We start from the raw sequence: 12,388 nt of genomic DNA, 5'->3' as shown, positions 1-12,388 counted from the left end.
TTAGAGCGACTTCACTGCGGTGACGAACTTCTCCCAGGAGGAAGCGGCGTCGTCCGTCTTGTCAACGTCCACACGGGTGAGGGCCTGCTGCATTGCATCGTTGATTGCGAAGAACTTGGTGCCCTTGAAGGGGGTCACTTCAACAGCCTTGGCGCGCTCCGCAAAGATCTCGCCTGTCGGTGCACCGTTGAAGAAGGCATTGGTCTGGCCCAGCAGTTCGCTGCTTTCAAGGGCCTGCTTCTGGCTGGGGAACGTGCCTTTCGCGGTAAACGCCTTGATCTGCTGCTCGGGGGCGGTCAGCCAGCCCGCCAGCTTCTTGGCCTCGGCCTGGTTCGCGCCCTGGGTGGGGACGGTCAGGTAGGACCCGCCCCAGTTTCCGCCGCCGCCCGGGAAGACGTTGGCGACATCCCAGCCGCTGACCCCCGCGGCGTTGCCTTCGATGACACCGAGCATCCAGCCCGGGCAGAGGGTGGTGGCGAAGGCGCTGGTCTGGAAACCGGCGGCCCAGTCGTCGCTCCACTGCTTGAGATGGGCGGACAGTCCGTCCTCGCTGGAAGCCTTCAGCACCTGGTTGTAGATGTCCTTGACCTTCTGGTTCCCGGTGGCGATGACGGCGCCGTCCTCCTCCTCATAGGCCTTCTCGAGCTGATTGCTCATGCCCTGGTAGATGGCACCGGCGGAATCGAACCATGCAGCCTTGGGGTTGGCGGCCTTGAACTTCCGGCCGGCATCGAAGTAGCTTTCCCAGGTGCCGCCGAGCATCTTGGCAACCTCACCGCGCTCCGTGGGCATCCCCGCTTTCTTCAACAACTCGGCGTTGTAGCAGATGGCCTCAGGGCCGGAATCGGTCCCGTAGCCCACGAGCTTGCCGTCGGCCGTGGTGGCGGCTTCGGTCTTCCAGTCCAGCCAGCGGCCCTCCACTGCGGGGTCGCTGAGGTCAGCAAATTGGTCTGGGTACTGAAGCAGTTCCGGAAGCCAGTCCACCTCGACGGCTTCGATGTCCGACAGTCCGGAACCTGCCGCCAGACGAGTGGTCAGGTTGTCGCGTGCCTCATTGCTGGTAGCCGCCTTTTTGTGCTCGATGGTGACGTTCGGGTTCAGCTCCTCATATTCCTTAAAGAGCTTTTCGTAGCCAAATTCGTTGAAGGTACCCACCGTAAGAGTGACCGGCTTGGAACCGGTGGATCCGTCAACACCGCCCTTCTCTGAGGCGGATGTTCCGCAGGCTGACAGGGACAGTGCCAGGCACGCGGCAGCAGCCGAGAGCACTGAGAGTTTGCTGGGTTTTTTCACAGGGAAGACTCCTTTGTCAGAAAAAGGGTTCGCTCCGGACGCCCGGAAGACGCGGCGCACATTGCCCAGGACTGGGCAGAAGCAGGAACGAGGGGGAATAGCTCCTGGTGGGAGCGCTCTCACAACATGGTGCTTTATCTCACATCCCACTGTCAAGGGTCGTGGGAGCGCTTCCAAAAATCTCTTGCCCAAGGGCGGGCGTGATGTTACGCTTCCCCGACGAGAGCGCTCCCACCCCACATCTTGCCTGCTCAAAGAGGGACCGCCGCCCCAGCCCAACAACGACAGGACCAGCAATGCCGCTAGCCCCACGCCCACATCCTCCTCGTTCCGCTGCCCGGTCCAGGCACCGGCACCGTTCCGGCCGCATCACTGGCGCCACTACTCTCCTTATCGGGCTTGTCATCGCCAGTGGCGGTGCCGGAGCACAGGCTTCGCCGGGGGCTGTTCCCGAAACGTCACCGCAGCTGGTCCCGGCCGCACCACAAGCCCCATCGCAGGCAGGGCAACATCCGTTCGGCCCCAATGTCTACGTTTTCGACCCCAGCATGCCGGTGGCGCAGATCCAGTCCACGGTGGATTCCATTGCCGCGCAGCAGGTGGACGACGAAATGGGGACCAACCGGTACTCCCTGCTGTTCAAGCCGGGCACCTATGGCACCCCTGAGGAGCCGCTGATCGTGCAGGTGGGCTACTCCACGGAGGTAGCCGGCCTGGGTGCTGCCCCCACGGATGTCACCATCAACGGCCACGTGGACGTTTACAACCGCTGCCTGGCCGCCGATAACTGCATCGCACTGAACAACTTCTGGCGTTCGCTGTCCAACCTCACCATCAATGTCACCGGGCTTGAGGGCTGCCGCAGCTCTGCGAATTTTTGGGCCGCTTCGCAGGCTTCCCCGATGCGCCGGGTCAACATCACCGGCGGCAATCTCTCCCTGATGGACTACTGCACGGCAGGCCCGCAGTATGCCAGTGGCGGCTTCATAGCGGATTCCAAGGCGGGCGCAATCATCAACGGGTCACAGCAGCAGTACCTCGTGCGTGACAGCAGCATCGGCAGCTGGTCCAACGGGGTCTGGAACCAGGTGTTCTCAGGCGTGGCCGGGGCACCTGCGGATTCCTTCCCCACCCCGCCTTACACAACCTTGGCCAACACCCCCATCAGCCGGGAGAAGCCTTACCTCACGCTGGATTCGGAAGGCCAGTACAGCGTTTTCGTTCCTGCCGTCCGTCAAGACTCTGCCGGGACCACATGGGAAAACGGTCCTACGGAGGGCCGTAGCATTCCCTTGGCCGACTTCTACATCGCCACCCCGGGCGATTCCGTCCAGGCCATCAATTCCCAACTGGCCCGTGGCAAGAACCTGCTCCTTACCCCCGGGGTTTACGACGTCGACCGCAGCATCGAGGTCAAACGAGCCAACACCGTTGTCCTCGGGCTGGGCATGACCACCCTGACGGCCGTGAAGGGGGCAGTTCCCCTGACCGTGGCTGATGTCCCCGGAGTTGATATCGCTGCAGTGACCGTGGACGCCGGCGAGGTAAATTCCCCTGCCCTGATGCGCCTCGGCAAGGCTATCCCGGGCGAAGGGGGCGGACCGGCCAACTCCGGCATCCGCAGCGATCCGGCCAACCCCACCACGCTCCATGATGTCTTCTTCCGCATCGGCGGCCCGCACGTGGGCAAGGCCTCGGTCAGCCTGGAAGTCAACAGCGACAATGTCCTCCTGGACCACATCTGGGCCTGGCGCGCGGACCACGGGAATGGTGTCGGCTGGACAACCAACACCGGCAGGAACGGCGTGATCGTCAACGGCAACAACGTCACGGCCACTGGCCTGTTCGTGGAGCACTACCAGCAGTACAACGTCATCTGGAACGGTGAAAACGGCAGAACCGTCTTCTTCCAGAACGAGCTGCCCTACGACGCCCCGAACCAGGCAGCATGGCAGCACGATGGCGTCCTGGGCTGGGCGGGCTATAAGGTGGCAGGCTCCGTCAGGACCCACGAGCTGTGGGGCGGCGGCAGTTACGTCTACAACAATGTGGACCCCACCATCCATGCCACCAGGGGTTTTGAAGTTCCGGTGACCCCGGGAGTGAAGCTGCACAGCCTGCTGACGGTAAACCTCGGTGCCGGGACACTGGACCACGTGGTCAATGACACTGGAGCGCCGGTCTCCACGGCCGCCGTCGGGGTCCCCAGCTACGTGGCAGATTTCGGCTAGGCCGGCTGGGTATCAGCCAGTAAGAGGCGGAGGGGCGCGGTGTTGGCTATCAGGGCCGGCACCGCGCCCCTATGTGTTGGTGGACTGCACGACTTTGTTCCGGGACCGCAACGAGACCAGTGACGCTCCGCCCCAGACGGCCAGCAGCAGCGCCACCAGCAGCAGGCCGGCGTCGCCCAGGTCGATCGATGAAAGCCATGCCGTCACCGGATCATGCAGGCCGAATGCGGCGTGAAAGAAGCCGGCCAAAGTGATCACGGCAATGAACAGGGCCGAGGCGGCAGAGATGCCCGTCACCACAGCATTGAAGCCAAGCTTCCGCCGCGGGTCAGCCAGTGCCGAACGGTACATCCGCATCATCGCCATGCCGTTCACCGAATCACACAGCGTCATCGCGGCTGCGAAGGCGAGCGGGAGGGCGAGCAGGGCGAACGGGGGCACCCCGGCCAGGGACGCCGCCGTCGCCATCATCAGCAGCCCGATGGTGGTGGCGGTATCGAAACCCAGCCCAAAGAGGAAACCGATCACGTAGATGTTCCGCGGCCGGCGCACCCTGGACAGCGGCCGCGAAAGCAGCCGCGCCATCAGTCCCTGCGGTTCCAGGTCGCGGGGATCGATGGCTGCTCCGGTCCGGGAACGCCGGAAAGCAGCGGCCGAGCGGGTGAAAGCCGAGCCGTTGAACAGCCCCATGGCCAGCAGGAACAGCCCGGATACACCGCTGCCGATCAGCCCCAGCACCAGATTCCCGGCCGTTTCGTCCGCCATCAGGCCGCCAACCAGGGATGCACCGGCGATCACCAGCACCCCGGCCAGGGTCACCACCGAACTATGGCCCAGGCTGAACGCGAAGCCCACGCTCACCGGATGCTGCCGCTGTGCCACGAACTTCCGGGTGGAGTTGTCGATGGCGGCAAGGTGGTCCCAGTCGTAGCTGTGCTTTACGCCGGCCAGGTAGGCGGTGAGGACAAGTCCCCAGGAGAGCGCCCCGCCGCCCCCGGTCCGGGTTCCGGCAAGCAAAAGGACGACGGCGGCAGCGTGCAGCGCGGCCACGGCACCAAAGGTGAAGAGCGCCCGGGTCCGTAGCGGCAGCGAGTCCCGGTCCCGGTAGACAGCAGCGATGCCGGCCATCAATGCTTCCTCAGGTCCAAGGGCCCCTGGCCGAACCAGCGTTCCCGGAGGAGGTTGGCGCAGGCGCCGAGCAGCCGGTTGAGTTCTTCGGTGCTGTTCGACAGGCTGCGCAGCACCAGCCCGGTAGTTCCGCCGATGGTGCGGGTCAGCGAGAGGCCGGTCCGGGCGTCGAACGGCTGCGTCAACTGGTGCAGTTCGTCGGCGAGCGCCTGGTCCACCCGTGGATCCACCACCACCAGCGAGCCCAGGTGGCTGAAGCCCTCCATAAATCCCAGCCCGGCGACATCGCCCAGCGGCGGCCGGATCAGCAGGTTGTCCAGCGCCAGCAATTCGGTACCGGTCCCAGTTTCGACCCGGATCTCATTCCGCAGCCGGACTTCCTCGTACCGGAAGACGGCACCGTCCGGCGACCAGCCCGGAGTCACCACCTCGGCCACGACAAGGCACGACGACGGCCGGAGGGTCACGGAGGTCCGTTGCCGGTAGCGGGCCTCCCGGTACGCAATGAGCTGGTCCGGCATCAGCTCCACCCGCGCCCCCTCCCCCAGCCGGACAGCCATCCTCTGCTCGGCAAAAGACCCGGGAGTCCGATAAACCTTGGTAGCGGACTGGGTAGTCAACAACAACGAAGCAGAGTCCCCCACCTCCACATCCAGCACAAAGAGATCCGCCCCAAGATAAGCCCCGCCAGGATTCACGACGACATAACAAACCTGCCCCGAGTCATCGAGATAATGCGGCCGGAGCACCCTCAAGGCACCCCGATGGTACTGATGCGTTGCGACGGAGCGCTGCCCACGCAAGGCGACCCGAAGCTCAAGCTCGCCCATAGGTGACGTACGCACTGAGGCGGCGAGGCCGGATTTTGGGGCCGCGGCGTGGTGGGCACCGCGAAGCGGGCACGGCCCAAAATCCGGCGAAGCCGCCGGAGCCAACCCGGCGCCCGGTGAGGCGAGCGCTGAACCCAAGTCCGCCGTCGTGCTCATGCCAAATCAAGCATCAGGACGTCGTGCCGGATCCAGTCGATGACCTTATCGAGCCCTTCGTCGGTTTTCAGGTTCGTGAAGCAGAACGGTTTGTTGCCGCGGAACTCTTTGGAATCGCGCTCCATGACGGCGAGGTCGGCCCCGACATGGGGTGCGAGGTCGGTTTTGTTGATGATGAAGAGGTCGGACTTGATCATGCCCTGGCCGGCTTTGCGGGGGATTTTTTCGCCCTGGGCCACGTCGATGATGTAGATGGAGAAGTCGACGAGTTCGGGGCTGAAGGTGGCGGAGAGGTTGTCGCCGCCGGATTCAACGAAGATGACCTGCAGGTCCGGGTGCCGGGCCTTGAGTTCCTCGATGGCGGCCGTGTTCATGGAGGTGTCTTCGCGGATGGCGGTGTGGGGGCAACCGCCGGTTTCGACGCCGATGATCCGGTCCGGGGGGAGGATGCCGTTGGCGGCGAGGATTTTGGCGTCTTCGATGGTGTAGATGTCGTTGGTGATGGCGGCCATGGAGATGCCGCCGCTCATGTGCCGGGTAAGCCGTTCCACGAGCTGGGTCTTGCCGGCGCCGACGGGTCCGCCGATGCCGATTTTGATGGGTTCAGTCATGGTGTTCCTCCTACTTTGAGCCAGTCAGCTCATGAACATCCGGGCACGCTGGCGTTCGTGCCGCATTTGTGAAATTTCCAGTCCGGGGCTGACGGCCCCAAGGTCGTCCGGCGTGAGGCGGGCGATCACTTCGATGGCGGCAGCGACGTCGTCGTGCGCTTTCCGCAGGACCCGCTGCCCGGCGTTCTGGCCCAGGGGGATAGCACGGACGGCGTTCTGCGTCAGGGACGTGACGGTGGCGAAGAGGTAGGCGGCGAGCGCTTCCTCGAGCGGCACGCCCAGGGAGCGGACGACGACGGCGAACGCCAGCGGCTGGTGCCCGGCGGCCCGCCCAGTGGCCACCAGGTCCCGGTACAGTCCCAGCGCAGGTGAGGGAAACACCTCCCCGCCAATCTCGAGCAGCCGGGACCCCATCTTGAAGGAAGCCTCCCGAACCTGCCGAGGCAACAGGCAAGCAGAAAGAAGAGAATCCAGCTCCCCGAGATCAGCCCCCTCATACAAAAGCCGAACCGCCAACCCATCCGAATACGTCAGCGACTGCGAGATGAACGAGGACAACCAAACCCCAAAGGACACCTCATCAAAAACGAGCTCCCGATCGATGTACGTCTCAAACCCAAAGGAGTGAGCAAAAGCCCCAGTAGGCAAGGCGGAATCAACCAGTTGCTGGAGGGCAAGCTGATACCCGCTCACGAAAGGCGCACCCAAGCCGAGGCAAGCAAGCGACGCCCGGGGATGGGGGCCGCGGCGTGGCGGGCACCGCGAAGCGGGCACGGCCCCCATCCCGGGGCGGCGCACCCACCCAAGGAATTGTTTGAAGCGCCTAGCGCTGAAGAGTTAGTGCGAGTGCTCAGCATGGCGGAAAGGTACAGGGAGGACGCGTTCCTGGCGGGTGTATGGCACACCGGCATGGATGAGGTAGTCCTCGACGGTGTGGTCGTAAGCGCACACCATGACTTCGGCTTTGTACTCACTCTCGGCGTCAAATAACTGCGCCTGGAGGTGACGGTTGCCGAGGGAGTGTGCGGTGACGCCCATTTCGGTGATGGTGCGGGGTGCGATGACCAGGACGTCGGTGGGCAGGACGGACACCACGATCATGTTGGATTCTTCGACGTGGAGGATGTCGCCGTCGCGGAGGTCGCCGGCGCCGGAGGGGAGGCGGATGCCGATTTCCTTGCCGTGGTCCGTGGTGGCGCGCTGTATGCGTTTGACCAGCTGGGCGCTGGGCAGGATGACCTTCTCGCGGTGCAGCCCGGCATAGGCGGCGAGGTCGGTTTCGGGCAAGTCATGGAGGTTGCCGAGGACTCGTTCGATGATCACGTGGTTTCTTTCAGGGGTGTGGAGTTCGCGGGACTAGAAGAGGAAGTACCGCTGCGCCATGGGGAGCACGTCGGACGGCTCACAGGTGACGTCCTCGCCGTCGACAGTCACCTGGTAGGTTTCCGGGTCCACCTGGATGTCCGGGGTGGCGTCGTTGTATTTGAGGTCGGCCTTGGTGAGGTTCCGGATGCCGGAGACGGGCCGGATGACCTTTTCGAGGCCGAGCTCCTCGGGCACGCCGGCGTCGATCGCCGCCTTGGACAGGAAGGTGATGGAGGACTGCTGTACGGCTTTTCCGAAGGTGGCGAACATGGGCCGCATGGTGCGCGGCTGTGGGGTGGGGATGGAGGCGTTGGCGTCCCCCATCAGGGCGTAGGCGATTTGGCCGCCCTTGAGGACGAGCTCCGGTTTGACGCCGAAGAACGCCGGGTCCCAGAGCACCAGGTCAGCGAACTTGCCCACCTCCACGGAACCGACGGAGTCCGCGATGCCCTGGGCGATTGCCGGGTTGATGGTGTATTTGGCCACGTAGCGCTTGAGCCGGAAGTTGTCGCTGCCGGCACTGCCGTGCGTCCCGCCGTCGTGATCCTCCAACACCCCGCGCTGCTTCTTCATCTTGTCCGCCACCTGCCAGGTGCGGGTGATGACCTCACCCGCCCGGCCCATGGCCTGTGAGTCGGAGGACGTGATGGAGAAGATGCCCAGGTCCTGCAGCACGTCCTCGGCGGCGATGGTCTCGGCCCGGATGCGGGAATCGGCGAAGGCCACATCCTCGGGAATGTCAGGGTTGAGGTGGTGGCAGACCATCAGCATGTCCAGGTGCTCTTCGATGGTGTTGCGCGTGTACGGCAGCGTGGGGTTGGTGGAGGCGGGCAGGACGTTGGGCATTCCCGCGATCTTGATGATGTCCGGGGCGTGCCCGCCGCCGGCACCTTCGGTATGGAAGGTGTGGATGACGCGGCCGTCGATGGCGCGGATGGTGTCCTCCACGAAGCCGCACTCGTTGAGGGTATCGGTGTGGATGGCCACCTGGACGTCGTACTCGTCAGCCACCTTCAGCGAGGTGTCGATCGATGAGGTGGTGGCGCCCCAGTCCTCGTGGACTTTCAGCCCGATGGCGCCGGCGCGGATCTGCTCGGCCAGGGGTTCGACGGCGGATGCGTGGCCTTTGCCGAACAGGCCGATGTTCATGGGGAACGCCTCGGCGGCCTGCAGCATCCGCTGGATGTGCCACTTGCCCGGCGTCACCGTGGTGGCCTTGGTGCCTTCGGCAGGGCCGGTGCCGCCACCGATCATGGTGGTCACGCCGCTGGCCAGGGCCGTGGGGATCTGGTCCGGGGAGATGAAGTGGATATGGGTGTCGATGCCGCCGGCGGTGAGGATTTTCCGTTCCCCGGCGATGATTTCGGTGCTTGCGCCGATGACGATCTCCACGCCGTCGGTGATCTGCGGGTTTCCGGCCTTGCCGATCCTGAAGACGTGGCCGTCCTTCAGTGCCACATCAGCCTTGTAGATGCCGGTGTAGTCAAGGACGACCGCGTTGGTGATCACGGTGTCCGGGACGTCCTCATCCCGGGTCGCCTGGCCGTTCTGGCCCATGCCGTCGCGGATCACCTTGCCGCCGCCGAACACCACTTCCTCGCCGTAGACGGTGAGGTCCTTCTCGATCTCAAGGAACAGCTCGGTGTCGGCCAGGCGGATTTTGTCCCCGGTGGTCGGTCCGTACAGGTCGGCGTACTGCCGGCGCGGAATCTCGAAGCTCACTTGCTGTCCCCTTCCGCGACCGGACCACCCTGGCGGATACCGCCGTCGAGCTTTCCGTTGACCGCGTTGCTGAGCCCGTAGACCTCGCGGCGGCCGACCAGCTCGATGAGCCGGACCGTGCGTGAGTCTCCCGGCTCGAACCGGGCAGCCGTCCCCGCCGGGATGTCCAGGCGCCGGCCGTAGGCTGCCTCCCGGTCAAAGGCCAGGGCCGCATTGGCCTCGGCAAAATGGAAGTGGGAACCCACCTGCACGGGCCGGTCGCCGGTGTTGGTCACGGCAACCTCGATGGCCTCCCTGCCCGCATTCGCGGTCACGGGCTCCGGCCTGAGGACGTACTCGCCTGGAATCATTGCCGCACTCCTTACCGGATGGGGTTGTGGACGGTGACCAGTTTGGTGCCGTCGGGGAAGGTGGCCTCGATCTGGACGTCGTGGATCATCTCCGGCACGCCCTCCATCACGTCTTCGCGGCTGAGCAGCGTGGTGCCGTAGCTCATCAGGTCGGCAACGCTGCGGCCGTCGCGGGCCCCCTCAATCAGTTCATAGCTGATGATGGCCACGGCCTCGGGGTAGTTGAGCCTGAGGCCGCGGGACTGCCTCCGGCGGGCGAGGTCGGCGGCCACCACGATCAGGAGCTTTTCCTGCTCACGCGGCATCAGATGCATGGGGTTCCCTTCGACGGCCTGGGGCGTGCTGCCAGCGTAAGCCCGGCACGTTTCCACCAGGTTTCGGGAGTATCAGTACAGGCTGGGCGCCTGCCTACTTCGTTTCGCTGAGCCGGGCGAGGATGTCATCACTGGACTGGATGGGCTGGCGGTACGTGGCGGAAAGGATGCGGAGCATGTCGGCAGCGTCCTGGTCAGCCTCCGAGGCCATGGCATCCCTGGCGTAGGTAACCCGGATGTTGTGCGCGAAGGCGTCCGCGGCGGTCTGGGCGATGCAGTTGTGCGTGGAGACACCGGCGAGCACCACTTCCCCGGCGCCCCAGTTCCGCAACCGCGCCAGCAGGTTGGTGCCCACGAAGCCGCTGTCCCTTGTCTTGTTCAATTGGGGCAGGTCCTCCTTCAAGAGCCCCGGCACCGACTGGGCCTGCTCGCTGCCGCGGAAGATGAACCCCTGGTCGTCGTCAAGCATGCTGAGGGTCCAGGTGGACTTGTCCCGTTCGTGTTCGGTGCCCACCAGGAGCGCATTGTGTCCGGCTGCCTTGAACCCTTCAATCAGCCGGTTGCACTCACTGACCACCCGCTCCTGCTGGGCTGCCAGTTCGGGTGTTTCGAAGAATGCGTTCTGCATGTCGATGACCAGGAGGGCAATCATGGGGCACCTTTCCTCGTTGAGCCGGTTTCGGAAAGATACCCGTGTGCGGGGCACGTGAAACCCCCTGCTTCGAGGCGGCATGTGCCGTGCGGTTCAGTTAGGGTGCGGACTCCCGGACCTTCAGCTCGAACCCGGCCTCCACATGCACACCCTGTTCCGATGTCTCGCGGCCGGCGATCCGGTCCAGCAGCAGGCCGATGGAACGCTCGGCGATCTCGTCCATGCCCGGTGAGACGGTGGTCAGGGACGGGGACGCGAACCGGGCCTCGTCGATGTCGTCAAAGCCGGCCACCGCCACGTCCTGCGGCACCTTGACGCCGCGGATCAGCAGTTCGTGCATGGCACCGAGTGCCAGTACGTCATTCAGTCCGAAGACGGCGTCGAACTCCACACCGGACTCCAGGAGCCCGGCAACGGCGGCGGCGCCGGTGTCACGGCGCCACTCGGCGGGGGCGATCAGCGCGGCGTCGAACGGAACTCCCGCCTCCTCCAGCGCCTTCCGGTAGCCGTTCAGGCGCAGGCCCGAGGTCCCGGCAGACTCCCCGGTGTTGGCGCCGACCACGGCAATACGACGGCGGCCGCCGCCAAGCAGGTGCCTGGTCAGCGCAGCCGCGGCTTCCTCGTTCTTCATGGTGACCAGGTCGAAGCGCGGGTCCATGATGTGCTCGCCGAGCATCACCAGCGGCTTCTTGCCTGCACGCTCGGCAATGGCATCTGCGTCCACCACCAGGGGCGTGAACAACAGCCCATCGGTGAGCTGGCGGAAGGTCCCCTGCAGGGCGCCCAGCTCAACCGACGGCTCGGCGTCGGACTGCTCCACCATCACCCGGTAGCCGTGGCGGGACGCGGCCTTCATCAGCTTGGACGCCAGCTCGGCGTAGTAGGGCGCGGAGAGGTCGGACAGGACCAGGCCCAGCATGGAGGTCTTGCCGGACCGGAGGCTGCGGGCGGTGAGGTTCGCCTCGTAGCCCAGTTCCGCGATGGCATCCTGCACGCGCTGCTTGGTGGCAGGCCGGATGAATTCGTAGTCGTTCAGGACGTTGGAAACGGTCTTGAGGGAAACACCTGCGGCCCTCGCAACGTCGTTCATGGTGACAGCCATTAACGCTCTTTTCCTGCCTTCGCCGCGGCCTTGGCCGCCTGCTTGCTGGCGCGGACCTTGGCCAGGGACTCCGGGTCCACAATGTCCGCTACGGAGAGGTAGGAGCCTTCCTCGCCGTAGTGGCCCGCTGCTTCCCGCCACCCCGGCGCCTCAAGGCCGCGTTGCTTGCCAAGCAGGGCCAAAAAGATCCTGGCCTTCTGCTCCCCGAAACCGGGCAGGGCCTTGAGCCGGCGCAGCACCTCGGCGCCGTCCGGCGATCCCTTGGTCCAGATGGCTGCGGCGTCGCCGTCCCACTCGCTCTGGACTGCCTCGGCGAGCGCCTGCACCCGCGCGGCCATGGAGCCGGGAAAGCGATGGACGGCGGGGCGCTCCTTGAACATCTCCACGAACGCAGCCGGATCATGTGCGGCAATGGCCCCGGGCTCCAGCGACCCGATGCGGGTCCGGATTTTCTCCGGCCCCGCGAAGGCGGATTCCATGGTGACCTGCTGGTCCAGCAACATGCCGGTCAGCAGGGCGAAGGCGTCCTCACTCAACAACTTGTCCGCGGCGGGATCCCCCGTGATGTGCAGTTCCATGCCGTCCATCCTCCCACCTGGGGCCCGCCGTCGTCATAAGGACGCCCCCGCCTTCC

General features: G+C 65.0%; 13 protein-coding genes. 1 reads left to right on the top strand and 12 read right to left on the bottom strand.

The genetic code is table 11. The features are described 5' to 3' along the window. Positions 1-1,293: an ABC transporter substrate-binding protein gene (locus LFT44_RS01410; RefSeq protein WP_236800670.1), complete on the bottom strand. Its 1,293-nt coding sequence runs from the start codon at positions 1,291-1,293 to the stop codon at positions 1-3. Positions 1,294-1,589: 296 nt separating this feature from the next. On the opposite strand from LFT44_RS01410, the gene LFT44_RS01405 reads away from it, so the two are divergent. After that, positions 1,590-3,524 carry an adenylyl cyclase gene (locus LFT44_RS01405; RefSeq protein WP_236800669.1) on the top strand — a complete coding sequence of 645 codons (1,935 nt, stop codon included), beginning with the start codon at positions 1,590-1,592 and terminating at the stop codon, positions 3,522-3,524. A 69-nt stretch (positions 3,525-3,593) separates the two neighbouring features. On the opposite strand, the gene LFT44_RS01400 is transcribed toward LFT44_RS01405, so the two are convergent. From LFT44_RS01400 to LFT44_RS01350, 11 genes are all read right to left on the bottom strand, one after another. Continuing rightward, positions 3,594-4,652, bottom strand: a complete 1,059-nt coding sequence (locus LFT44_RS01400; RefSeq protein WP_236800667.1) for a HoxN/HupN/NixA family nickel/cobalt transporter — start codon at positions 4,650-4,652, stop codon at positions 3,594-3,596. Continuing rightward, on the bottom strand, positions 4,652-5,482 hold the full coding sequence (locus tag LFT44_RS01395) for an urease accessory protein UreD (protein WP_442863788.1): 831 nt from the start codon (positions 5,480-5,482) through the stop codon (positions 4,652-4,654). Before LFT44_RS01395 ends, LFT44_RS01400 begins: the two co-directional genes overlap by 1 nt. 152 nt (positions 5,483-5,634) lie before the next feature. Continuing rightward, entirely contained in the window at positions 5,635-6,249 is a 615-nt protein-coding gene (ureG, locus tag LFT44_RS01390; protein WP_236800665.1) for an urease accessory protein UreG, read from the bottom strand. Positions 6,250-6,273: 24 nt separating this feature from the next. Continuing rightward, positions 6,274-6,942, bottom strand: coding sequence for an urease accessory protein UreF (locus LFT44_RS01385; RefSeq protein WP_236800663.1), 669 nt, complete (start codon positions 6,940-6,942; stop codon positions 6,274-6,276). Positions 6,943-7,086: 144 nt separating this feature from the next. Continuing rightward, positions 7,087-7,572: an urease accessory protein UreE gene (gene ureE / locus LFT44_RS01380; protein ID WP_236800661.1), complete on the bottom strand. Its 486-nt coding sequence runs from the start codon at positions 7,570-7,572 to the stop codon at positions 7,087-7,089. Between the two features lie 33 nt (positions 7,573-7,605). Continuing rightward, a complete protein-coding gene (ureC, locus tag LFT44_RS01375; RefSeq protein ID WP_236800660.1) occupies positions 7,606-9,336 on the bottom strand; it encodes an urease subunit alpha in 1,731 nt (576 codons plus the stop codon). Continuing rightward, entirely contained in the window at positions 9,333-9,686 is a 354-nt protein-coding gene (locus LFT44_RS01370) for an urease subunit beta (RefSeq protein WP_236800659.1), read from the bottom strand. The genes ureC and LFT44_RS01370 overlap by 4 nt, the downstream gene beginning before the upstream one ends. 11 nt (positions 9,687-9,697) lie before the next feature. Next, on the bottom strand, positions 9,698-10,000 hold the full coding sequence (locus tag LFT44_RS01365) for an urease subunit gamma (RefSeq protein ID WP_236800658.1): 303 nt from the start codon (positions 9,998-10,000) through the stop codon (positions 9,698-9,700). A gap of 94 nt (positions 10,001-10,094) precedes the next feature. Continuing rightward, positions 10,095-10,652, bottom strand: coding sequence for a cysteine hydrolase family protein (locus LFT44_RS01360; protein ID WP_236800657.1), 558 nt, complete (start codon positions 10,650-10,652; stop codon positions 10,095-10,097). Between the two features lie 97 nt (positions 10,653-10,749). Further along, positions 10,750-11,754, bottom strand: a complete 1,005-nt coding sequence (locus tag LFT44_RS01355) for a LacI family DNA-binding transcriptional regulator (protein WP_236800656.1) — start codon at positions 11,752-11,754, stop codon at positions 10,750-10,752. After that, on the bottom strand, positions 11,754-12,341 hold the full coding sequence (locus tag LFT44_RS01350) for an HhH-GPD-type base excision DNA repair protein (RefSeq protein ID WP_236800654.1): 588 nt from the start codon (positions 12,339-12,341) through the stop codon (positions 11,754-11,756). Before LFT44_RS01350 ends, LFT44_RS01355 begins: the two co-directional genes overlap by 1 nt. Positions 12,342-12,388: the final 47 nt, after the last annotated feature.

The sequence above is a fragment of the Arthrobacter sp. FW306-05-C genome (assembly GCF_021801725.1).
Taxonomy (GTDB): Bacteria; Actinomycetota; Actinomycetes; order Actinomycetales; family Micrococcaceae; genus Arthrobacter.
This window is presented reverse-complemented; position numbering and strand designations above follow the sequence as displayed.